The organism is Nostoc sp. (genome assembly GCF_036917535.1).
In the GTDB taxonomy this organism is placed as follows: domain Bacteria; phylum Cyanobacteriota; class Cyanobacteriia; order Cyanobacteriales; family Nostocaceae; genus Nostoc.
Genome location: NZ_JBALDA010000024.1, coordinates 1 through 22,929, shown reverse-complemented (window position 1 = coordinate 22,929; position 22,929 = coordinate 1). Strand labels below are relative to the sequence as shown.

General features: G+C 40.1%; 18 protein-coding genes. 7 read left to right on the top strand and 11 right to left on the bottom strand.

All coding sequences use genetic code 11. The annotated features are described in order from the left end of the window. Positions 1-480: 480 nt before the first annotated feature. The 3 genes from V7K56_RS08320 to V7K56_RS08310 form a co-directional block, all read right to left on the bottom strand. The gene (locus tag V7K56_RS08320) at positions 481-3,066 is read right to left on the bottom strand and encodes a GAF domain-containing protein (protein WP_334909385.1); all 2,586 of its coding nucleotides are present in this window, start codon (positions 3,064-3,066) and stop codon (positions 481-483) included. Between the two features lie 339 nt (positions 3,067-3,405). Then, on the bottom strand, positions 3,406-4,788 hold the full coding sequence (locus V7K56_RS08315; RefSeq protein WP_334909383.1) for a PAS domain-containing sensor histidine kinase: 1,383 nt from the start codon (positions 4,786-4,788) through the stop codon (positions 3,406-3,408). Further along, a complete protein-coding gene (locus tag V7K56_RS08310) occupies positions 4,776-5,396 on the bottom strand; it encodes a cysteine hydrolase family protein (RefSeq protein ID WP_334909381.1) in 621 nt (206 codons plus the stop codon). Before V7K56_RS08310 ends, V7K56_RS08315 begins: the two co-directional genes overlap by 13 nt. Before the next feature lie 638 nt (positions 5,397-6,034). On the opposite strand from V7K56_RS08310, the gene V7K56_RS08305 reads away from it, so the two are divergent. The 4 genes from V7K56_RS08305 to V7K56_RS08290 all read left to right on the top strand — a co-directional run bounded on the left by V7K56_RS08305 (position 6,035) and on the right by V7K56_RS08290 (position 13,123). Then, positions 6,035-6,928 carry a hypothetical protein gene (locus tag V7K56_RS08305; RefSeq protein WP_334909376.1) on the top strand — a complete coding sequence of 298 codons (894 nt, stop codon included), beginning with the start codon at positions 6,035-6,037 and terminating at the stop codon, positions 6,926-6,928. Between the two features lie 12 nt (positions 6,929-6,940). Next, positions 6,941-7,918: an SDR family NAD(P)-dependent oxidoreductase gene (locus V7K56_RS08300; RefSeq protein WP_334909374.1), complete on the top strand. Its 978-nt coding sequence runs from the start codon at positions 6,941-6,943 to the stop codon at positions 7,916-7,918. A 278-nt stretch (positions 7,919-8,196) separates the two neighbouring features. Beyond that, on the top strand, positions 8,197-10,536 hold the full coding sequence (locus V7K56_RS08295) for a cation:proton antiporter domain-containing protein (RefSeq protein ID WP_334909372.1): 2,340 nt from the start codon (positions 8,197-8,199) through the stop codon (positions 10,534-10,536). 793 nt (positions 10,537-11,329) lie between these two features. After that, entirely contained in the window at positions 11,330-13,123 is a 1,794-nt protein-coding gene (locus tag V7K56_RS08290) for a diguanylate cyclase domain-containing protein (protein WP_334909370.1), read from the top strand. Between the two features lie 717 nt (positions 13,124-13,840). On the opposite strand, the gene V7K56_RS08285 is transcribed toward V7K56_RS08290, so the two are convergent. Further along, positions 13,841-14,059 carry an Hfq-related RNA-binding protein gene (locus V7K56_RS08285; RefSeq protein ID WP_334909368.1) on the bottom strand — a complete coding sequence of 73 codons (219 nt, stop codon included), beginning with the start codon at positions 14,057-14,059 and terminating at the stop codon, positions 13,841-13,843. A 69-nt stretch (positions 14,060-14,128) separates the two neighbouring features. Between V7K56_RS08285 and dapF the strand changes: the two genes are divergently transcribed. Continuing rightward, positions 14,129-14,968 carry a diaminopimelate epimerase gene (gene dapF, locus V7K56_RS08280; protein WP_334909366.1) on the top strand — a complete coding sequence of 280 codons (840 nt, stop codon included), beginning with the start codon at positions 14,129-14,131 and terminating at the stop codon, positions 14,966-14,968. Between the two features lie 246 nt (positions 14,969-15,214). Here the strand turns inward: dapF and V7K56_RS08275 are convergent, their stop codons facing one another. From V7K56_RS08275 to V7K56_RS08260, 4 genes are all read right to left on the bottom strand, one after another. Further along, entirely contained in the window at positions 15,215-15,868 is a 654-nt protein-coding gene (locus V7K56_RS08275) for a DNA-3-methyladenine glycosylase family protein (protein ID WP_334909364.1), read from the bottom strand. 79 nt (positions 15,869-15,947) lie between these two features. Then, a complete protein-coding gene (gene ada / locus V7K56_RS08270; protein WP_334909362.1) occupies positions 15,948-17,057 on the bottom strand; it encodes a bifunctional DNA-binding transcriptional regulator/O6-methylguanine-DNA methyltransferase Ada in 1,110 nt (369 codons plus the stop codon). A 460-nt stretch (positions 17,058-17,517) separates the two neighbouring features. Further along, on the bottom strand, positions 17,518-17,973 hold the full coding sequence (locus V7K56_RS08265) for a hypothetical protein (RefSeq protein ID WP_334909360.1): 456 nt from the start codon (positions 17,971-17,973) through the stop codon (positions 17,518-17,520). A gap of 373 nt (positions 17,974-18,346) precedes the next feature. Beyond that, a complete protein-coding gene (locus V7K56_RS08260) occupies positions 18,347-18,922 on the bottom strand; it encodes a GNAT family N-acetyltransferase (RefSeq protein WP_334909358.1) in 576 nt (191 codons plus the stop codon). Between the two features lie 384 nt (positions 18,923-19,306). Here V7K56_RS08260 and bioB point away from each other — a divergent pair, with 384 nt between their 5' ends. Continuing rightward, positions 19,307-20,314 carry a biotin synthase BioB gene (bioB, locus tag V7K56_RS08255; protein ID WP_334909444.1) on the top strand — a complete coding sequence of 336 codons (1,008 nt, stop codon included), beginning with the start codon at positions 19,307-19,309 and terminating at the stop codon, positions 20,312-20,314. 70 nt (positions 20,315-20,384) lie between these two features. On the opposite strand, the gene V7K56_RS08250 is transcribed toward bioB, so the two are convergent. The 3 genes from V7K56_RS08250 to V7K56_RS08240 form a co-directional block, all read right to left on the bottom strand. Further along, positions 20,385-21,566 (bottom strand): class I SAM-dependent methyltransferase, encoded by a 1,182-nt coding sequence (locus V7K56_RS08250; RefSeq protein ID WP_334909356.1) that lies wholly within the window; start codon positions 21,564-21,566, stop codon positions 20,385-20,387. Positions 21,567-21,648: 82 nt separating this feature from the next. Next, positions 21,649-21,978 carry a XisI protein gene (locus V7K56_RS08245; RefSeq protein WP_334909354.1) on the bottom strand — a complete coding sequence of 110 codons (330 nt, stop codon included), beginning with the start codon at positions 21,976-21,978 and terminating at the stop codon, positions 21,649-21,651. Continuing rightward, entirely contained in the window at positions 21,966-22,382 is a 417-nt protein-coding gene (locus tag V7K56_RS08240) for a XisH family protein (RefSeq protein WP_334909352.1), read from the bottom strand. Before V7K56_RS08240 ends, V7K56_RS08245 begins: the two co-directional genes overlap by 13 nt. Before the next feature lie 89 nt (positions 22,383-22,471). Between V7K56_RS08240 and V7K56_RS08235 the strand changes: the two genes are divergently transcribed. Further along, entirely contained in the window at positions 22,472-22,852 is a 381-nt protein-coding gene (locus V7K56_RS08235) for a hypothetical protein (RefSeq protein WP_334909350.1), read from the top strand. Positions 22,853-22,929: the final 77 nt, after the last annotated feature.

Here is a 22,929-nt window from a genome sequence, read left to right as displayed (position 1 = left end):
AATATTATCTGGTTCACAATCATTTTAGTTATAGAATATTGTCTGAGTTAGTTAAAATTAATTATTCATTCTCCTATAGAAGAAGATTAATACAGCAGAATTTAGAATTCATAATTCAAGAGTAATATCAAGTTCGGATAATCACTTATAATTCAAAATTCTCCGCGTCTCCCCGTCTTCGTGTTAGTCCTAATTATAAGTACTCAATCGAACCTGATATAAAACACGTTTTATACCTGGGTAACAGACTTATATCAATTTGAAAAAATAATGCGACAGATACATATTCTCAAACTTTTGTTCTATCTGGCTTTCTTAATTTTGAATTTTTAATTTTGAATTTTTAATTGGTATTAGCTTGTCTACCTCACCAACTTTAAATCTGCTACACAAGTTGTTACCAGTGAGAAATAATCAGTTAATCTACATCTTTTTTCAAGTTAGTATTAGTTAGAAGCCCTAACCGAAAAGTCGGTAGGGTTATTTTTCCTGAAATGTCCAGACTCCTTCATCCCAATCTGATTCTGTTGGGGGTGATTGTAACCAATGCTGACAACGCAACAGATGCAACATAGCAGCTTTGTCCTGGCTATCTGCTGCCAAAACATTAGCAAACTCAGCTCTGGCAAGAGAAAACTGCCGCTTGAGGTAATACTCACGCCCTTTATGATAGTGCTCAATCACTTGCAATTTTTCGCTTTCAATCGGATTGGAACGTAAACCTAGTAATTCGTATATGGCTATCGGTTCGTTTCTACCCTTGACACGAATGTAATCTAGTTCTCTAGCCCAAATGTGATCTTGGCATGGTTTAAAGGTGTTATGGCTAATAATAATATCGCAACCATACTGTTTACTAACACTTTCTAATCGAGAGCCAAGATTAACGCCATCGCCAATCGCAGTAAATTCCATCCGCTTACTAGAGCCAATATTTCCACTAATCACGGTATCAGAATTGATGCCAATGCCGATTTTAATTCTGGGCTTATCATCTGCATAGCGACGTTGATTGAATTCGTGCAAGCGATCGCGCATTTCTAAAGATGTTTGCACTGCCATCCAAGCGTGTTCTTCTAATGGTAGAGGAGAACCAAACACAGCCATGATCGCATCGCCGATATATTTGTCAAGAGTGCCTTTATGTTTAAAAACTGCCTCCACCATTGATTCAAAATATTCATTGAGCATACTCACCACTTCTTCTGCTTCCAAGTTTTCTGTTAATGTGGTGTAGCCGCGAATATCGGAAAATAAAATCGAAACTTCTTTGCGATCGCCTCCGAGTTTAGCGTCATCTAATTTCAGCAATTCTTCGGCTAATTCCTGGGTCATGTAACGGTACATCGTACTTTTGAGCCGCTTTTCATCACTAATATCTTCCATCACCACCAGCGCCCCACGGACTTGCTCTTGGTCGCTAGCATCGGCAATTGTGTTAATCGATAAATTGATACTATGCTGTTCTGTATCAGTGGTTAGGAGTGTGCGATCGGGGTAATACTGTTGGCGGCCCTTTAAGTCAACTGCGTGTAAAGCATCCTGATACCACTTACTAAAGTCACCTTCTTTGATGCCGATCGCATCAGTAACTAATTTACCTTCTAAACGGTCTTCTGGCGCCAGCCCTAACAAACGTTTGGCACTTTCATTGGCGGCGATAATTAACCCAGTTTTATCAGTGGAAACCACGCCATTGGAAAGACTACGCAGAATGTCCCGTTGCATTTGTTCTTGTTGCTTGACTGTGGCAAACAACTGGGCATTTTGCAGCGCTACTCCTGCTTGAATATTAAAAGCTTCCATAAACTCTTCATCGTTGCGGTCAAAGCTAGCTTGGAAGCAGTCAGGAGCTTTGGGCCAATCAGCTGGATTATAAGGAGGAAAATCCCCAGATTTCTTTTTATTTACAAGTTGGGTAACGCCAATCAGTTGTTGATCGGCATTAAATACTGGCATACAAAGCAAGCTACAAGTGCGATAACCATTTTGCTGGTCTAGTTTTTGGGCTGTCTCTGAGTCAGGATCGTAGTACAAATCAAAGCCAATATTCAGCTTCTTGCCTGAAGCCGCTACTATGCCAGCAAAACCCTTACCTACCGGGACTCGCAACTCTTTGGTTGAACCATCATCCTGAGTGATTTTCGTCCATAATTCATGGCGATCGCGGTCTATTAACCATAGTGTACTGCGATCGGCATTCATTAATTCTTTGGCTTCATCCATCACCCGTTTGAGGGTGTCTTCTAAGTCGAGACTGCTTTGAGAGAGGGACTTGATTGCCTTCATCAGCGCCGCCACTGCTCTTTGTTTTTGGGTAGCGACATAAAAAGAGCGCGAGGACTCTAAAATCAAGCGAATCGAAGGGGCAAATTCTTGAAATAATTGTTCGTCAGCACAAATAAAACCTTTGGTATCAATGCGCTCTGCAAGTGGAGCATTGTGATTATTTCCAGATTTTAATTTATTCAGTAATTGCACTACTGCAACTAATTGCCCATGTTCATTTAAGAGTGGCAAAGCTAGCATGGTGTAAGTGCGATAGCCAGTTCTTTTTTCTTGTTCTTGGGCAAAATGCGATCGCGGATCGTTATAAAAATCAAAGGGAATATTGATAACTTGCTTGGAGGTGGCGACTTCCCCAGCAATGCCTTTATCAGCGGGAATGCGGATTTCTAAAGAGCGACCGCCCTCACCCTCAGCTAAAATTGACCAAAGTTGTTGTTTTTCTTCATCCAATAAAAATATCGTCGTCCGGTCTGCTCCTAATAATTCCCCGGTTTTCAAGGTAATCGAATGCAACATTTCTTGCAGAAGAGTTTCAAACCCATGAGAATCAAGCATTGATAGGGTTTGATGAACAATCTGTAATTTTTGCTCGACATCCTTAACGACCTGTTTAAAAGTATCCTGAGTCAAGGGAGCAAGAAACGTAGAAAAAGTTCCTTGTCTTGTGGCAAGAGCACCCACAGGAGCAGAATTTGCTGGTAATTCGAGGTTTTCTTGGTTGTGAACACCAATAATCAAATCGGTGGTCTCCCCACAACTTCCTTGATAGGCTGACATAACTGGTATTTTGTATAACAGGATGAGGTTCTAGATTTGACAGTGAGATTAAATTTATGTAAGTGGTGTTAAAAGCAACAATTGCTTGACATTATCCATAGTTTAATCGCTTGTTTAGCCAGCGTCATCCTGTGAATAAGCGCTCAACTTGATTACCAACAAGCATGGCTTGACCAAAACCCCTTCCCAGTGTGATAAATAGAGGGTTAGACCCCTCATATAAACGATAAAACAATGTTTTCCGTAGCCATTACCCTCCAAATTTTTCCTCTGGAGGGAATTTTAGTATTTATGCAACGCCATCTGAACACCTGCAAGCATAAGTAGCAACTTGGGTTATTAGATGGGTATTTGGATACAAAATTCTGTTTCTTGACTTGTTTTTGAGTTACATATTAACTTGCCTTGGTGCATTTCTACTACAATCTGATAACTAATAAATAAGCCAAGTCCAGTTCCTTTACCAACAGGTTTTGTTGTAAAAAACGGATCGAATATTTTGGAAATTACTGATTCGTGAATACTCAAGCCATTGTTTTTAATGCGAATATTAAGCCAAGTTTCATCAATGAGCTCAGTACTAATCCAAATAGTAGGAACGAACGATTGAGATTGAGGATTTTGATTAATTGATAGACTAGCAATTGCCTCCTTTAAAGCATAGATAGCATTATTTAAAATATTCATGAATACTTGATTCATCTGTGCAGGATAACACTTTACTTGGGGAATTACTCCATAGTTTTTAATTACTTGAATTCCCATATTTCCCGACTTGCTTTGGAAACAGTGACGCAGCAATGTGATTGTGTGATTGATACCTGCATGAATATCAACATTTTTGATATCTGCTTCATCCAACCGAGAAAAGTTTCGCAGTAACAGCACAATTTCTCTAATGCGATCGCTGCCAACTTGCATCGATTCCAGCACCTTACCTAAATCTTTTTGAATAAAGTCCAAATCCCAGGTTATTATTGCTTTTTGAATATGTGGCGAGGGAACTGGATAGGTTTGCTGGTAGAGTTGCAAGATTTGTAATAAGACTTCTGTATACTCAGATACATGGGTGAGATTAGCGTAAATAAAGTTAACTGGATTATTAATTTCGTGAGCAATCCCTGCAACTAATTGCCTCAGGCTCGACATTTTTTCAGTTTGCACCAGTTGAGCCTGAGTATATTTGAGTTCCTCAAGGGTAACTTTTAGGTCGTGATTAGCTTGAATTAGCTCAGTATTTCGTTGTTCTACTCTAGCTTCCAGTTCCTCATTCGTTTGCTTTAGTAATGCTTCTGCGTGTTTGCGTAAGCGAAGCTCCTCGTAGACATCGCTAATATTGATTAGTGAGCCAGAGAATTCTGTTTCACTTTGAGGTTGAGCAGACAGTTCCAACCAAACAATTACACCAGTTTGATGGTAAAAGCGGAGTGTTTGGCAAACCTCTACTCCAGTTTGTAACTTTTCTAGAGTTTTTTCCCACAAGTGCCGATCGTTCAAGTCAATGAAATTGCCTAAAGCACTACCGATGACATCTGCTATCCCATAACCAAGGGTATTTGTCCAGGCTCGGTTGAGGAAGTTGAGATTGCCCAAGCGATCGCACTTAAACACAATTTCATGCAGACTATCCACCAATTCCCGGTAACGCCGCTCAGATTCAGACAATTTCTCAATCAAACTGTACTGAATCTGTGTATGCAATTCATTGCTTAAATCTGACATTCTACTGTACTCGTCAAACGCTGAAGTAACTCGGTATGGTTAATTGTATCGGCGTATAAGGGGAAGACGTGAGTGTGGTAAAATTCTTGCTCAAACACCGTGCGAGCAGAAGTGCAATCAGACAAAAGAACAACCTGATAGCCTTTCTCATGGGCAGAACGACCTGTAGAATCAATACAGACCGAAGTGACTGCACCAGCTATAACTACATGAGTAATCTCTTTTTCATGGAGAATCATGTCTAAGTTAGTATTTATGAAAGCATTAAATCCTCGTTTTCCGGGAACTTCGAGAATTCTGCTGCGAAAGGGTAGCAACTCATCAATCATCTGCGATCCCTTCGTACCAGCTTGAAAAGCCCCAACTTCCTTGATAGTTTTGAGAATGCCAACAGGTTCAACCAATTCTTGGTAGTTTGGCGTAAAAAAAATCGGTGTGGCAATCATCAACACTGGAGTTTGTACCAAACATCCTACAAGCTCAACGGTGTTTTCTAATACTTTGGTGGCTCTTGAGGATTCCTCAATGACATTATGTAGAATACCATCGGCTGCAAAGTAGTCATTTTGATAACCAATCAAGATCACAGCAGTACGTTGGGGTTGCATTGTATTTTTAACTATTTAGTATACACAGACACTTTATTATTCCCATTTTAAGTGTGAGTATGGATGCTGTTGGCGAAATATTTTTTAACTTTTGAAAACCCTAGTACCCACAGCTTGATAACCCGCAACTTGGGTTAATATGTTGCAGGGGCACACAAATGAGCATTGCTGTGCCTGTATAACATAATCTAGTTACCTGAAAATAGCTGTAAATCATAAGTAATTATACGGTTATTATTAGCTCTACCTCAACTGCGATTGCTTCCTGTTGCAGATATGTCAACCTGAAAAAGAAAGTGCTGAGTAAAAAATACTAGTCCTCTGCTGACGATGAACTCTATTAATCTGTCATAATGCCTGTGGCAGACTACTAGATATGTAGCAATCCTATTTAATTTGTGAGAATTGAACCCACAGATCCTCGACTTCTTTGAAAAGTCGGGGATCTTGTTGATCGCGAATGATTTAGGATTGCTATAGATATTAATTTTTATCCAGATAAAGTTAATTAAAAATATTAAGCACTATAGCATATCAGCCAAACATAAATATAAAATCAGATTCAATCTTTGAGTTGAACCCATATTATATGGGATGGAACATTCACCCTCTTGTTGGAAATCCACAGGATTATTTTAATGAAAAAATTAAAGACTCAAGTATTTTTAGGCTTGACAGGTGCATTTTTGGCAGTTGGATATTCCAGTTTGCTAGCTACAGAAACTCCCAGACAGAGTACATCAAACCTCAGAAAATATTTATTAGCGCAATCAGAAAACAACATAAATGTCAATGAGTATCTGGATAAAAATAAACCCGAAAGTTATAAAGCTCTGAAAAGGCAGTTAGATGCGGCGATTGAGGATGCAAAAAGACCGAGTGAAGATAAAGTAGTAAAAAATCTTTGGTCATTGTCAAAAACTAATCCTCAAGTAAAGTGGAGAGAAAATAACGGCAAAATTGAATATTTGATGGCAAGTTGGAAATATGTTAAAAACCCAACTGAGGATTGGAAAACAGGTACAAAAAAAAGTATAGAAGCACGCACTTGGTTAACAGCCGTTCCTCAAGTTAAAGAATTTTGTCAAAATTGTAAGGGAATCGGTATAAAGATTCCCGGTAATATCATGCTTTCTTTGAGGTTACAGCAGTATTTAGGCTTAATTTTAAATAAAAATTCAAATAAGACGCATTTTGTCGAAATGTGGGTGAAAGCTGAAGATTTAAGTAGACCATGTGTTGATCCAGAAATTAATGATTCTAGTTGTAATGTTTTTGATATACCAATTTCTGCTAGTTATCCGATTTTACAAGAGATATACAGAATTTCTTACCTAGATGCTAGTCAAGAATATTATCCTTGGACAGGTTTAGGTTACACCTATGATTGGGGAAATCCGAAAAAACCTCGTGAAGGAGCTAGTGAGTTTCTGCTCGACGGAACTAAAGAAAAACCGATTGAAGTAGAAGTCGTTTCAGTCACAGCTACGAAAGAATATTGTAATAATCAATATTTAACGGTAAAAGATTAGAAATGAGCGCTCATGAAACACCTAGAAGGTAAAGTGGCTTTGGTAACAGGTGCTACGCGGGGAATTGGTAGGGGAATTGCCATTGGCCTTGGTGAAGCCGGCGCAACTGTATACATCACGGGTCGCAGCCTCAACAACTCTTCCAGTGATGGGGTTTCAGGTAGTCTTAGTGAAACGAAATCAGCCATTGAGGAAGTCGGTGGTGTATGCATTCCTGTCCAAGTAGACCACAGCGACGATCAGCAGGTGCGTTTGCTTTTTGATCGCATTCAAGATGAACAGGATGGACAACTTGACCTACTGGTAAATAATGTTTATTCAGGAGTTCAGGCAGTAAAAGACGCTCAGGGGCAGCCCTTTTGGGATTCTGAACCAAGTCTTTGGGATGCTAGCAACAATGTTGGTCTTCGCAGCCACTATGTTGCGAGTGTTTTTGCGGCTCGGATGATGACTAAACGTAACTCTGGATTAATTTGCACGATTTCCTCGTGGGGTAGTATGTTTTATCTCTTTGATACAGCTTATGGTGTTGGCAAAGCAGCTTGCGATCGCCTTGCTGCTAATATGGCTGTTGAGTTAAAACCCTATAACGTCACTTCTGTTTCAATTTGGCCGGGTATTGTTGGTACTGAGCTTCTTTCCCGTTTTGCTTCCCAAATGAACCAAACAAATGCTACCGACCCGAAAAACTCATTCTTGAGCGATCGCTACAACTGGGAAACTCCTTTATTAACTGGACGAGCGATCGCTGCACTTGCTGGTGAGCCAAATGTTATCCGCCATACAGGACGCGTGCAGATTGTTGCCGAACTGGCTAAGAAATATAATCTTGTAGATGAAAATGGCGATCGACCTGCATCGTTACGCTCTCTGCGTTTTGTACTACCTGCTGCATTGCCTGTATTGAGAAAGTACTCATGGCTTATACCTGATATTAAAGTGCCGTGGTCGCTACTATTATTGAATGCCCTCAGTTCGCCTAAAATTTAATGGGCATTGGGCATGGGGCATGGGGTAGAGGAATACTGCACCTGTGAGTATAAAAGACTCGTCCACGAGTATCAAAGACTCATTCACGAATATCAAAGACTCGTCCACGAGTATTAAAGACTCGTCCGCGAGTATCGAAGACTCATTGTTGCATTATAAGATACATCTCTTCTAGCCCAATGCCCCATGCCCCATGCCCAATATCTAAAGAAACTATCCTGGGATATATAAAACTTTGTATCCTAAACTAATAGGTCTTAAGAGTTCTTTTAAAACTGGTGCAAGAAGATTTTCGGTTAATTATTGATTTAGTTTTAGTTCTAGGCGTTGCAGCCTGCGGCGGACTATTCGCGGCACTTTTGCGACAACCCGTGCTGCTGGGGTATCTCATTGGCGGGATAGTCATTGGGCCAACGGGACTAGGATTGATTAAAGAACTGATTCAAGTAGAGACTCTGGCACAGTTCGGGGTCGCCTTTTTGTTATTCGCCTTGGGTGTGGAATTTTCCTTTGCAGAACTTAAGAAGGTAAAAGCGATCGCTCTTGGTGGAGGTGGACTCCAGATTGGTTTGACGATTTTAGTCACGGTTTTAGTATGCGGGTTAAGCGGAGCCTGGGGAGCCTTACCTGCTAAAGGGATGTTTTTGGGGTGTATTCTGTCCCTGTCTTCCACAGCAGTTGTCCTTAAGTGCTTGATGGAGCGCAACGAAACAGAAACGCCCCACGGGCAGGTGATGCTAGGGATTTTGGTAGTTCAGGACTTGGCACTGGGACTAATGTTAGCAGTCTTACCAGCCCTCAACCAACCAGCAGAAACTATTGGCATCGCTGTCCTCACAGCGCTAGGTTCGATTGGTTTATTTGCTGCTGGGGCGGTAGCTGCGGGGATTTGGCTGATACCGCCTTTGTTGCAATTGCTAGCCCGCACCGAAAGTAAAGAACTATTTTTATTAGGGGTTGTAGCCCTGTGTTTAGGCATTGCCCTATTGACAGAGCATTTGGGGCTGTCCATTGAGATGGGCGCATTTGTCGCGGGTTTGATGATTTCTGAGGTGGAGTACGCCGACCAAACCCTGACTTATGTCGAACCACTGCGAGATATCTTTGCCAGTTTATTTTTTGCTGCCATTGGGATGTTAATTGACCCAATGTTTTTGTGGAATAACCTGGAATTGATTTTGGGGTTAGTGGCAATAGTTTTCGTCGGTAAATTTTTGATTATCACGCCCCTAGTAAAACTATTTCGCTACCCTTTGAAAACAGCCATAATTGCCGGTTTGGGATTGGCGCAAATTGGGGAATTTTCCTTTGTTCTCGCTAGTGAAGGGCAGTTTTTGGGGCTAGTATCCCGACAAATATATTTATTAATTTTGGGAACTACCGCAGTTACTCTCATGCTTACTCCCTTTGTACTGGGGTTAGTGCCATTTTTATTTAACTTTGCCGAATCAATGCCTTGGTTGAAACCGTACTTAGAAGAAGATCAGGCGCGGGATGTGTCGGAAGATTTGCCCTTCAAAGACCATGTAGTAGTTTGTGGTTATGGGCGAGTCGGCAAGAATTTGGTGAAGTTGTTGTTGCAACACGACCTACCTGTGGTGGTAATCGACCAATCAGAGAGTAGAATTCAGCAGTTGCGTGAGACTGGGGTGTCTTATGTCTATGGTAATTGCGTGAGTTTACACGTTCTGGAAACTGCCGGGGTGAATCATGCCAAAGGAATGGCGATCGCACTCCCAGACCCCATAAGTAGCCGTCTTTGCTTGAAACGCGCTTTGGAATTGCGCCCAGAGTTAGATTTGGTTGTCCGTGCTACCCAGGATAAAAGTATTGAAGTACTGTATCAATTAGGAGCTAGGGAAGTTGTGCAACCAGAATTTGAAGCCAGTTTAGAAATGGCAACTCATTTATTAACTGGCTTGGGCTTGTTGTCGCCAGCTATCGTCCAACGGGAAATGCAGCAAATCCGCAACGATCATTATTTAGATTTGCGGCCAGAACGTTCTGCAACTGAAGTTGCTCGTGATTTGCGCCAAGCAACTCGTGATTTAAATCAGCGTTGGTATCCTTTACCATCTCATTCGCCCTTAATTGGCATGAGCATAGAAGAAGCGGATATGCGCTATTTAACAGGAGTGAGTTTGATGGCAATTCGCCGCGCTGATGGCAAAGAAATCGATTATCCCAATAATCAAACAAAATTGGCACAAGGCGATCGCTTGCTAGTGGTGGGAGCAGATGAAGAACTAGCGGCTTTAGCAGAATTAGCTAAAGGACAAGCTGTTGTTCCTGGAGAAAATAGTGCTTGTCAGTGGGTTACAGTCAATGCAGATGCGCCAACACTAGGTAAAACCCTTAAAGATTTAGAGATCGGTAAGCAGTATGGAGTACAGGTACAGGCGATCCGGCGCGATGGTAAATTTATTCGCTATCCTGATGGCGGCATGGACTTGCGAATCAGCGACCAAGTATTATTATGTGGTGGCTTGACAGGTTTGAGTCAACTAGAACAGTTGTTTGCGATTCCTAGTTCAGTACCTCTTTCTATGCCAATGGCGAAAGCTGGTAAGGCAGAAGCGCTCAAAGAGTTTTTACCTGCTGATAATGTGAGTGATTAAACCTTAAGACTTTGCCAGGTAAGTGACTCAATATAGCGATCGCGCCTTTGGGATAATATCGCTTTTGATAATACCCAGATCCAAGATGTTCTCTCTGATGCGGACATGATTGTGGATTAGACCTCTTGCAAAAGTCCCCTAAACCCCACCCCCAGCCCCTCCCCGCCTGCGGGGAGGGGAGACTTTGACGTAAGTCAAAGGCGGGGTGGGGTTCTTATTTTGGATTTATGCAAGAAGTCTATTGAATAATTTGCAGCTCAGTTTCGCTAACAGTCCATCCGTGAGAACTTAAGAGGATACTTGAAAAGTGATTGCGGGATAAGGCGACAAATCAAGCTTGGGGACTGGCGATCTTTTGGCTTTGGCTACTCTAAATTTTGATTCTCTTTTGCAGAAAGTACTTAATGGGGTCATCTACTTGATCTTTGTCAATTGCAGAAGTTTTTGGTCTACTGAATTTGATTATCTTGCTTGATAACTGAATTTACCTAAGAATTGAGCTTTATTTTTTACAAATTTATTCTGTCTTTACAATACTTTTTCATCTCATATTTTCAGTTATCAGATACTTTGGCGATAATGATAATTACTGTACTGTATAATACTGTACTTTATCCAAAATCCTTTGTGATGTGAGCAAGCTTTTTAAGACTTAACGGCAAAAGTCAGATGGAGAGAAGCGATTACGAAACTTCTTTGGGCGATAATGGCTATAAACTATGAAAAATTATGTTTTTATAAGCGTCGTAACTGTCTCTTTTCATCTCTAAATATTACTGAAACTGTACTTGCAATGTTGTACACAAGTTTACGTATTATTACGAAAGTATCTGCTAATCTACTCTGTAAGCTTTTAGGACAGCCTAGTGTTAGTAATTTAGAAACTCAACTCCACGATCAACAAGTTCAAATTCAGCAGCTAGAAAAGCAAGAAAGGGCGCTTTACCGAGTTATTAGCAAAATTCGAGCTTCCCTTGAGTTAGAAACAATTTTTCGTACAACCACTAAGGAAACTTGCAAGTTACTGCGCGTCGAGCGGATTGCTGTTTATCGTTTTTATGAAAACTGGGGTGGAGAATTTGTCAGCGACTTTGAGTTTGCAGAGACTGGATGGGATGATGTAGAGACATTAGGAAAAAATACAGTTTGGAATGACTCTTATCTACAAGAACATCAAGGTGGACGGTATCGTAATAATGAAACTTTAGTTGTTTCAAATGTCTACGCAGCAGGCTTGTCTCAATGCCATTTAGAAATTTTAGAACAGTTCCATATTCGAGCTTATGCAACTGCACCAATTTTTGTTGGAAAAAAACTGTGGGGAGTGCTTACTGCTTATCAGCACTCACAGCCACATGAATGGAAAAAATTAGAAATTCAGTTTTTGTCTCAGATTGCAACACAATTAGGATTTGCAGTTAAACAAGCAGAATTTTTAGCTCAAGCAGAACAAAAAGCAGCAGAACTGTATAAAGCGAATCAGCAGCAGGATATTCTGTTTAATTTAGTTGCTGAAATTCGTGAATCTCTGAATCTAGATACCTTGTTTAAGACTACTGTACGAGAAATTCGTAAGGCTCTCCGTAGCGATCGCGTCAGTATTTTTCAATTTAACCCGGAATCGAACTATACCTCTGGAAAATTTGTCTCTGAGAATGTATTGCCTGACTACGATTCTACGATCGCTATCAAAGTAAAAGATGATTGTTTTGGTGAAAAATATGCAGTTGCTTATCACCAAGGGCGTATACAGGTAGTATCAGATATTTATCAAGCTGGGCTAAAGGATTGCCACATTCACCTGTTAGAGCAATTTCAAATCAAGGCACAAATTGTTGCACCTCTAATGAAAGGGAAAACTTTATGGGGATTACTATGTGTTCATCAGTGCCATTGTTCACGCGAGTGGAAAAAGTCGGAAATTCAATTTATCCAACAGTTAGCCGCTCAGTTTAATGTAGCTTTAGAGCATTCTGAATTATTAGAGCAATTTCGCTCTCAAGCTAATCAACTTGCTCAAGCAAACAATGCTTTAGAACTAGCAAATTGTCAGTTAGAAAAACTTAGTAAGCTAGATGCTCTAACCCAAATCGCTAACCGTCATTGTTTCGATCAGTTTTTAGAGGAGGAATGGAATCGACAAAGACTAAATGGAAGTTATTTATCTTTAATTATATTTGATATTGACTATTTCAAGGATTATAACGATTCTTATGGACATCTAGCTGGGGATGAATGCTTAATACAAGTTGCTCATGCAGCACAATCTGTATTAAGGCGTCCTACCGATCTACTAGCTCGTTATGGTGGTGAAGAATTTATTGTCATTTTGCCAAATATGAACGAATCAGGTGCGATTAAAATAACTAAGTTGATTCAAAAATCCATTCAAGAATTAAAAATTCCCCATAAAAAGAAGAATAATTTTCAATATTTTGTGACCGTCAGTTTAGGTGTTGCAATTCAAAGACCAACAGATAAAAATTCAGCTCAAGACTTAATTAATGCAGCCGACAAAGCTTTGTATAAAGCTAAAGAACAAGGACGCAATCGGTGGGTTTGTGCTGCAAAAATCTCAGTCACTTGACAAAAAATTCAAAATATCAAATTAAAAATTAAAAATTTAAAATTAAATAGATACAGCAAATTGCAGGTAAGTAAGGTACAACCAGGACTGATTCATCAAGTATAAAGAGTTTCTGCCTCCTGCCTCAAAACCCGTAACTTTGTACCTCATGCAAATGAAAACTGCTGTAACTTTAGTTGTGGGCTTGTATCTCACAATAGACCTCTTGCACAAATATTAATAGACCCCCTTAATCCCCCCTTATAAAGCTATACATTAGTCACATCTTTCTTAACAATCTTGAAACCCTGGTTTTATAAGCATCTTGGATACTGATATCTTAGGTATTCTTGACAAATGTACCCTTATTATTCTCGATAAAATTACGTTTTTATTGAGAATTAACGACGAAATCATAAGGGTTAGAAAAAACGTGAGTGAATACTCTCACAAATGTTGAGAAAGATCCGGGTAATGGATAGCTTATAAAGGGGGGAAATTGAGCAAGTTTACTCCCTCCCCTTACCAAGGGGAGCCACTGCGTTGGGCGGCTCTGCCGACAACCAAGAAAGTGGCGTGAGGGTTGGGGTGGGGTTTTGAGGATTCATGCAAGAGGTCTAATAAATAAAGAATTGCTCCGAGATGCGAGGCGTCTTTATTCCAAACCCACAGCTTAAGCCGTGGGCTTGAATTTTTAATTCGAGTGAAGCGATCAGTTGTGATGTTTCTACCTCACTTCTAACTTACTTTTGGCTTGATGTAGGCGATCGCTTGTTTCCAAATGGTGATTTGCTGACTGTTTTCATCCGCAATACAGATACACTGTGGATCTTGCCATAAAACCTTTCCTGTGAGTACATCACCAGTCAGCAGCTTTAACTCTACTGGCGTTGTTTGTTTAATCAGGTTTTGGACTTGTCTAATACTGGGTAAAGTGGTGTCAAATTCGGTAAGCATTTTTAGTAAAGATGAACCTACAAGGCAAAATAAAGAGTAACTAATCCTTGATAATTTATCCTTGAAGAAATGGCAATCGAATTTACTAAGTATCACGGTCTAGGCAACGACTTTATTCTAATTGACAATCGCTTGTCATCTGAGCCTGTAGTGACTTCAGAGCAAGCCATTAAGTTGTGCGATCGCCATTTTGGCATCGGTGCTGATGGTGTAATTTTTGCCCTACCTGGAGAAAACGGCACTGACTACACCATGCGAATTTTTAATTCCGATGGTTCAGAACCAGAAATGTGTGGCAATGGCATTCGCTGTTTAGCTGGCTTTTTAGCAGACTTAGAAGGCGAATCCCGCAATCAAGACTCATATCGCATTCATACTTTGGGTGGTGTAATGACTCCCCAACTCTTATCTGATGGTCAAGTTAAAGTAGACATGGGTTTACCCAGGTTACTCGCTAGCGAAATTCCTACCACTCTTGTACTCGCCCAAGAAAAAGTAATTTCTCAGCCTTTAGAGGTAGCGGGGAAAACTTGGGATGTCACCTGTGTGAATATGGGAAATCCTCACTGCATTACCTTTGTAGAAGACGTCGCAGCAATTGAGCTAGAAACCATCGGCCCAAAATTTGAGCATCACCCAGTTTTCCCTCAACGCATAAATACCGAATTTATTCAAATGGTACGCCGTGACTATTTGAAAATGCGAGTATGGGAACGGGGTGCTGGAATTACCTTAGCTTGTGGTACTGGTGCTTGTGCTTCTTTAGTAGCTGGTGTATTAACTGGGAAATGCGATCGCACTGCCACTGTAGAATTACCTGGTGGTCCCTTGCAAATTGAATGGTCAGAAATCGACCAACGAGTTTACATGATAGGCCCGGCTGAAAAGGTGTTCACTGGTAAACTGTAAGAGCTCAGAAGACTACAAACTTATTTTAAGGGTTTGTAGTAAACACTTTAGTGTTGAGAAAATCAGGACTAAAGTCCTTACTACGAACTCGTTAAGATTCACTTTCTGCTGGAGATGGGATATGGTGCATAAAATATCGATGATATGAGGGCAACAGCATCACCTGTAATATTATTATTAGAACGCAATAAATCTTAAAATCCGACAGCGATCGCACCAATTATCAAGTGCGCCAAGAAAGAGTAATTATTTAGGATTACTTAGGTAATAGTGCCATAAAAGTCTTGTCGCAACTGCTCGCCACGGTCGCCAGTGCTGTGTCATTTCTTCTAGTTGCATTGGTGTTGGACGCGTCGCCAAGTTTTTGAGTTTTTGTAAAGCGATCGCGATCGCTAAATCGCCTTTAGGAAAGACATCAGGACGTTGCAGCGCCATTAGCAAATAAATATCAACTGTCCAGTCTCCAATCCCTTTAAGACGCTTTAACTCAGTTCTGATAGTAGTTTCGTCCATTGTTTGGAGTTTGCTGAGGTCAAGCTGACCAGTTGCGATCGCCTGAGCCAATCCACGACAGTATAGAATCTTTTGCCGACTGAATCCAATTCCTCTTAATTGAACATCATCCAATATCAGAAAATTTTCTGGTGTCAGAGTTACAAACCCACATAGACGTTTAAATACAGCCCTTGCAGCCGCTACGGAAACTTGCTGTTCCAGAATTATGCACAATAGTGTTGCAAAACCCGGTTCTCTTTGCCACATTGGTGGAGACCCCAGTGTTTCTAAAATCCGAGCTAAATCGCTATCAAGGTTGGCAAGCACCATTAAACCACGGGTCAAACTTTCTTCAGTCAACGATTCTAGTTTAAGTGTTTGTGCAGCTATTTCTTCCATTGTCATCTTTAAGAAATTTCAACCTAAAAAGAATAGGATACAGAGCAAGTAAATTGATTTATGGGGATTGTAATTTTGAATTTTGTTAGCGCAGCGTTAGCGAGTCTGCGAGCGTCATTTTGAATTTTGAATTCCCCTTTGGGGTTGATTCTTGTGTAAGCAGTTTTTGTTTGCGCTCAATTCCCCAGTGATAACCACCAAGACTGCCATCACTCCGCAGCACCCGATGACACGGTACAATCAGCGCGATCGGATTAGCGCCACAAGCATTACCCACTGCACGGACTGCTTGGGGTTTGGCAAGATTACGAGCGATATCGGCATAGGTGCGCGTTTCGCCATAGGGAATTTCTTGTAATGCTTGCCAAACCTGTTTCTGAAATGCTGTCCCACGGATATCAAGTGGTAAATCAAGATGTGCCTCGCTTCCCGCAATAAAGTCGAGGATTGCTTGTATCCAGTCTTTGTGTGTGCGATCGTCACGCACGATCTGCGCTTGGTGAAATTCCTGCTTCAAAATGTGTTCAAGCTTGTCTGCTTCATCACCTAATTTTACGGCGCAGATACCCTTCTGTGTTGTTGCCACAAGCAAATATCCTAGAGGACATGAAGCGATCGCATAGACAATGCTGATTGTCTTTCCAGCTTGTTGGTAAGTTTTTGGCGTCATTCCCAGTTGTTTAGGTGCTTTCTCATAAAGTTGACTACTTGAACCATACCCCGTATCGTAAACTGCATCAGCAATTTCTTCCCCCGACTGTAAACGATGCTTCAGTCGTTGGCTACGCAGCGCATCTGCATATTGAAAAGGCGATACGCCAATTATTTTCTTAAATATTCTTTGTATGTAGCTGGGACTCATTTCCACCTGAGAGCATAATTCCGAGAGGGTTGGGATGTGGTCAACTTGTGCTTCAATATATCGACATACTGCTAAGATTTTGGCTGTATTTGGAACCGTTTCAGATTGTGGCTGACAGCGTTTACAAGGTCGAAAACCTGCAATTTCAGCATCTTGTACCGACTGGAAGAAACAAACTTGATTCCGATTCGGTCTGCGACTAGGGCAAATAGGTCGGCAATAAATGCCTGTAGAGCGAACACCATAGAAAAATTTACCTTCTAAAGCAAAGTCTCGATTGAGAACTGCTTCCCATAGTGTTTCTTCTAAAATTTGTATCTGTTGTAATTGCATTCATCTCTCCTTAAATCTATTACAGAGTTTCCCACTTTAGAGTGTTTTTTATTAGTTTTTTTCTTTAGGTAAAACTAGATTAAATGTATAGATAAACTATTTTCTATCTGATTGTTGCGATCAAAGTCGATTATCTCAGTTTTTTAATGTAAAAACTCGCTAAAAATCATGTACAAATGTTGCTTGGGACGTGCGATTGCAGAGTCTAAGAATTTTTCCCAGTAGTTGCGAGCACAGCACTGTTGACTGTTGACTGGGAAATAGTGAGTGCGATCACGCCCTTCGGGAATTCAAAATTCAAAATTTTCCAGCATTTTGCGATCGCAGTTCCCCAATCCGTGTCAGAACCAACCCAACGCAATTTGTCGCCGTACAAAAAAAATAAGACTGGCTCAACCGAAGTTTGGATAAAATCCGCCAGTCTTGCAAAACTTAAACTTAATGAAATAAAACTGATTTTTTATTTTTTAATGGGTTGTGATGTTGGTGAAGCAATTCCTACTGGTTTTGCTGTTGTTTGTGATACTTGTGAAGCTAGAATTTTTTTCACTTGTAAGTTATAAGTTTGCAAAATTGATTGAACCTGTTTCTGTTGATCTTGATTCAGATCCAAAGATTTTAAAACTATTCTGATTCTCTGACGGGATTGCAATGCCGCCTTAAACTTAGTATCTTGAGACGGGTTTAATAAAGCCTCAATATTCTTATCTCTTTGCTGGCGAGCTATTTGGATTTGTAAGCGCTGTTGATTTGTGAGTTTGATTGGCTGGTGTGATGCAGCACTAGTCTGAGTTTTTGAGACTGGTGTAGTAGCGGAATTTGGGACTGGTGCTGCCAAGACAACTCCGTTTAAAATGGTAGCAAAAGCGAAGATAGTAGAAAAGACAGATAAGCGCTTTATAGAATTAATGAGCATTTTAAAAAACTCCTCAACTATTTAAGAAAATTGGACACATCGGTTAAAGCTAACCTTAATAACTAAGCCTGGTAGTGAACAAATATTACTATTGCATTTGCTTGTGGAGTTGTTGTGTAGTTATTATGAATTTGCTATGAATTTGGAGATGTTTACAATTGATATATTAAATTTATTATCAGATAGACATTATAGTATTATAAACAGGGATTTCTTACTAACTACAAATAAGTATTTGAATTAATTTTAAGCCTAACTTACTTATATAGATTATCTAAACAAGGTTGATGATCAACAAGTAGAAATCAGTTAATTTTTCAACAGGTATAGTCGATAAATAAAATAAAAAGTTAATAAAAAATTTCAGCATTTTTTAAAAATCAGGTGCTTTCCAATCAGGATTAGTAAGACTTGTCAAAATATGATCTTCCCATTGCCCATTAATTAATAAGTAGTCTTTAGCATATCCTTCAATGACAAAGCCGAGTCTTTTGAGTACATTGCCACTGCGCCGATTGTGAGGCATATAATTAGCCATGACTCGGTGAAAATTTAACTCTTGAAATAGATATTGAGTTGCAGACTTTAACCCCTCTGTCATATATCCTTTACCTTGTTTATTTTCAGCAAGGCTATATCCCACATAGCAAAAATGAGCGGCTCCTCGGACAAAATTACTAAAATTAACCGTTCCAATAACTACGGTAGGTTTTTTTTTGGTAAAAATAAATAATTTTAACGATTGCCCATTGATAAATTCTAGAAAACTATTCTCTATCTGATACTGCCAATATTCTTCAGTGAAAAAACCATCAGCCCAAAGAGGGTAAAATGGAGTGAGATAAGTTTTGTTATCAATAAAGTATTTGAGAATTTGGGATATATCTTCATGGATCGCTGCTCGTAATAACAGGCGATCGCTTGCAATTATTGGCAGTTCTGATATCATAAATTACTTAATCAAGGGGATCTCTTCCCAGAACATTCTCTAAATGTTATAAATTCTCTCATAACCTGCGGTTTAGCAGCAGTTAAATTAGCTGTCTCATCATTACGACTTACACAAGTGTTATAGCTTTTTCATAAAGTTTGTTAATAATTAAGGGTCAATAATCCCCAATCGATGAGTATTTTTGCTCTTAATCTGCCATTTAATCAAAATCTTGATAAGCTGATGTCTAATATCTAGAGCGGAAGGATTGAGAGCCAATGGATGATAAAACACAGTGCGGGGCATAACTTCGATAAAATCGCTTTGCCCAAACGCTGTACCACAGCAGATTCAAGCAAAAAATAGCTCTTGATTAACCCAGTCTACGAGAAGGATAGTAATGTGGTGGGAATACGCTACGATTGGCAAGAATTAGAGATTAGGGCGATATACAACATGCCTTTGCTAGAGCTTATTTATCAAGCTGCTAGCGTGCATCGCCAATATCATGACCCAACAAAAATACAAGTTTGCAAGCTTATATCTATTAAAACAGGAGGTTGTCCAGAGGATTGTAGCTACTGCGCCCAATCTTCCCGCTATAAAACCGAGGTAAAGGCGCAAGCACTTCTAGAAAAAGAAACGGTAGTTAACATCGCCCAAAAAGCTAAAGAAACTGGTGTTAGTCGCATTTGTATGGGTGCTGCTTGGCGCGAAGTGCGGGATAACTCACAATTTGAGGAAGTCCTAGAAATGGTCAAGGATGTGACTGCAATGGGTTTAGAAGTGTGTTGCACTCTGGGTATGTTGACGGCAAATCAGGCTAAGAAATTGTCAGAAGCGGGACTTTACGCCTACAACCATAACTTAGATACCTCGCAAGAATATTACAGCACAATTATTACCACAAGGACATATAGCGATCGCTTAAACACAATTGAGAATATCCGTCAGACAAATGTCACTGTCTGTTCCGGCGGTATCTTGGGTTTGGGCGAAACTGTCGATGACCGGGTTGGGATGTTACAAACTCTGGCAAACTTACATCCCCATCCAGAGTCAGTGCCAATTAATATTCTCTCCCAAGTACCAGGCACACCCTTGGAAAATCAGCCTGATGTTCCCATTTGGGATATTGTGCGGATGATTGCCACAGCCAGAATTTTAATGCCAGCTTCCGATGTGCGTCTTAGTGCTGGTAGGGCGAGACTTTCTCAAGTTGAGCAAGCTTTTTGCTTTATGGCAGGAGCTAATTCTATCTTTTCTAGCGACGACAACAAGATGTTGACAGTGACAACTCCCTGTCCAGATTACGATACTGACCGAGAAATGCTGAATTTACTTGGTTTGGGAATGCGTCCACCTTCCCAAAGACAAGAGAAGGTAGCAAGTCCGGCTGTTGTAGGATAAATATCTGATTGTGGGATGGGTCTTTCGGCTATCCCACAATAAATAATTGGATATTTTTTACTTGAAGTCTCTAAGCAGGTGTCAATAAAATCAGCTGCTGCTGAAGAAGTGTTCTGACCCTATCCAATCCCAATTCTACACTTGCCAAAATATCTGCAACTGTGGAATTAGCATTACATCTTTGCATAAACTCAAACTCTGCTACAGATAAATTAACTATCTGGTAATCGTAATTAAAGAAACATTGACTGGGAAATCCCTCAATACAAGGATTAAGTTCGGGAATTGCTGCCAGTAGGGTGTTATCCTCTGACCAGTCAGCTTTGATTAAAGGAGGACGACCAAGGAAAAACTCGTAATGAGTTACTTCTGGGTCTAATAATTCTATCAGGCGATAAAGCTGGCGATCGCTCAATTGTTTTGCCCGTTCTACTAACTCTGGTGCTTTACCCAAAAGTCTCTCTAAATCCCAGAAACTCGGATTCGAGAAACAAATAAATTCCAATCCCGAAGCATCTATTAATTCAAACAGCGTCTCAATGTTGTAGTCAATTTCCTGGGGATGAACGTACATATCAGCAAAGTATTCATCCTTGTTGTTTTCTAGTGACCAACGTTGTTTATCGTATTTGACAATTCGGTTATTTTCTGGTAAGGAGTTAAATATCTTTCGTCCGACTTGGACACCATCGCGGTAGTCGCCTTTTTTGTCACCTTGGAGGAGGGCGATCGCTTTTTGCATGAGTTGAATTTCCCAACGCCCCAACTCTCCATACACAAAAATGTGCATCAAGCCGCCTGGGGCTAACTTCTTCGCCAAAGCTTGAATACCACGAATTGGATCGGGGGTATGATGTAAAACACCAACACAGTTAATTAAATCAAACTCACCCGGTAACTGTTCGACATCAAACAAACTGAGGTGATGAAATTCAACGCGGTTAGCCCCTGAACGCTGACAACGTTCTTTGGCTACAGCTAAAGCACCTGTACTGAGGTCAATTCCGACAACAGAAGCTTGAGGATTGAGGTGAACCAAGTACTCTGTACCCACACCAGTACCGCAACCTGCATCTAAAATCCGAATATCTTGCCTTTGGGGTTTTTGACCCGTGCAGAAGTTATGAGCAGCTAGCCAATTCCAGCGCCAGTTGTAGCCTGGAGGTGGTTCATCCAACAGGGCTTCCGGCGGAAAGGGGTAGGTATTGTAGAGTTTGGCAACAGCAGCACTAACAATTTGGGAATCGGACATGATGAGGAATAACGCAGCATTTCTGAGTTTAGCGAATAGTGGATGATTAGGGCAAAGATTAGTATTGCTTATTTCCTGCTATTTATTCAACAGCAAAGTCAGTAAATTGGCGTTTATAAGGAGCGTGAAATCCTAATACAATATCTTCTTTAGGTACACCAGCAGCAATTAATTCATTAGCGATGCCGATTTCTGTACCATCTCTTTGTATCCAAATTTTTTTTTCTTTGATATCAACATGAATGATGACTCCATAAATTCTCCGTTGTTCTTTCCAGCCAATATTTAAGACTTGATAATGATGGCGTTCCGCGTCAAACAACAATTGAACCTCTGTGCCATTAGCTACGTCATTAGCGGAATGGTTATTTAAAACTTCTTGAATAATTTGAGAGTAATTTATTCCTTCCATAAAACAATGTCCTGACTTAAGGAATTAAATATTAAAAGTTTAATTTGATATTCTTTTAAAGAATCTTGAATAAATTGACGTGAGAAAAAGTCTTGGTATGTATCTTGGCTAATAGCTAGATATAGAATACGTTCTGGTTCTTCTTTTTTTAATGCTAGCCGATAATTCAAGGTTTGACCTAAAGCGAGATGAAATTCCGTTACTTCAGATGCACCTACAAAGGATTTAATTTCTACAGCTATTTTTTGACCTTGTTTTTGTGCTGCTAATAGTCTTTCTGCTCCTAAATCCACAAAAAATTCAATGTCATCAACTTTCAGATGCAATGGATCATGGGTAATCATCCAACCATCTTTTTCTAAAGCAGTGCGGACAGATTGATGGAATATATCTTTTGAAGGCATAGGTATCGTAAAGTCTGGCAACAGCAGCGCTAACTGATTAGAAGTCTGACATTTCAGGAGCAATATTCCAGCAATTCTAAGTTTAGCGAATGCGGAACACTTCAGGTAGACAAATAATTGCGATCGCCATCAGCCCATATATTTTAAGCAGGAAATTTAACGTTGATTGGCGTTTTTTCCACACAACAGCGTTGAATATCGCCTCAATTATTGAAGCAATTCACATTTCTGGCTATGTTTTGGGTGACATTAAGCCGCAAAATATTTTTGTAAACGATCGTGCCTTACCTTCAATTATTGATACTGATTCTTTTCAGGTTCGGAATCCGAAAAATAATAAGGTTTATCGTTGTCTAGTTGGTTCAGAGGACTTTACACCACCGGAACTGATTGATAAAGATTTTTCTAGCATTGATCAAACGGAAGTACACGATCGCTTCCGGTTAGCAGTCATTAGACTTGTCGCTTAATAAGGTAAAGTAACGATTGGCGATTGGAATGAGACAGAAAAATGCTAAACGTCAATCAGGTGATGAAAAAAGACCGA

Coding starts and splice junctions, on each gene's coding strand:
- ada (WP_334909362.1), bottom strand. CDS start 17,057: ATGCAATTACAACAGATACAAATTTTAGAAGAAACACTATGGGAAGCA.
- V7K56_RS08305 (WP_334909376.1), top strand. CDS start 6,035: ATGAAAAAATTAAAGACTCAAGTATTTTTAGGCTTGACAGGTGCATTT.
- V7K56_RS08265 (WP_334909360.1), bottom strand. CDS start 17,973: ATGCTCATTAATTCTATAAAGCGCTTATCTGTCTTTTCTACTATCTTC.
- V7K56_RS08310 (WP_334909381.1), bottom strand. CDS start 5,396: ATGCAACCCCAACGTACTGCTGTGATCTTGATTGGTTATCAAAATGAC.
- V7K56_RS08300 (WP_334909374.1), top strand. CDS start 6,941: ATGAAACACCTAGAAGGTAAAGTGGCTTTGGTAACAGGTGCTACGCGG.
- V7K56_RS08320 (WP_334909385.1), bottom strand. CDS start 3,066: ATGTCAGCCTATCAAGGAAGTTGTGGGGAGACCACCGATTTGATTATT.
- V7K56_RS08260 (WP_334909358.1), bottom strand. CDS start 18,922: ATGATATCAGAACTGCCAATAATTGCAAGCGATCGCCTGTTATTACGA.
- V7K56_RS08315 (WP_334909383.1), bottom strand. CDS start 4,788: ATGTCAGATTTAAGCAATGAATTGCATACACAGATTCAGTACAGTTTG.
- V7K56_RS08285 (WP_334909368.1), bottom strand. CDS start 14,059: ATGCTTACCGAATTTGACACCACTTTACCCAGTATTAGACAAGTCCAA.
- V7K56_RS08275 (WP_334909364.1), bottom strand. CDS start 15,868: ATGACAATGGAAGAAATAGCTGCACAAACACTTAAACTAGAATCGTTG.
- dapF (WP_334909366.1), top strand. CDS start 14,129: ATGGCAATCGAATTTACTAAGTATCACGGTCTAGGCAACGACTTTATT.
- V7K56_RS08240 (WP_334909352.1), bottom strand. CDS start 22,382: ATGCCTTCAAAAGATATATTCCATCAATCTGTCCGCACTGCTTTAGAA.
- V7K56_RS08245 (WP_334909354.1), bottom strand. CDS start 21,978: ATGGAAGGAATAAATTACTCTCAAATTATTCAAGAAGTTTTAAATAAC.
- V7K56_RS08235 (WP_334909350.1), top strand. CDS start 22,472: ATGCGGAACACTTCAGGTAGACAAATAATTGCGATCGCCATCAGCCCA.
- V7K56_RS08250 (WP_334909356.1), bottom strand. CDS start 21,566: ATGTCCGATTCCCAAATTGTTAGTGCTGCTGTTGCCAAACTCTACAAT.
- V7K56_RS08290 (WP_334909370.1), top strand. CDS start 11,330: ATGTTGTACACAAGTTTACGTATTATTACGAAAGTATCTGCTAATCTA.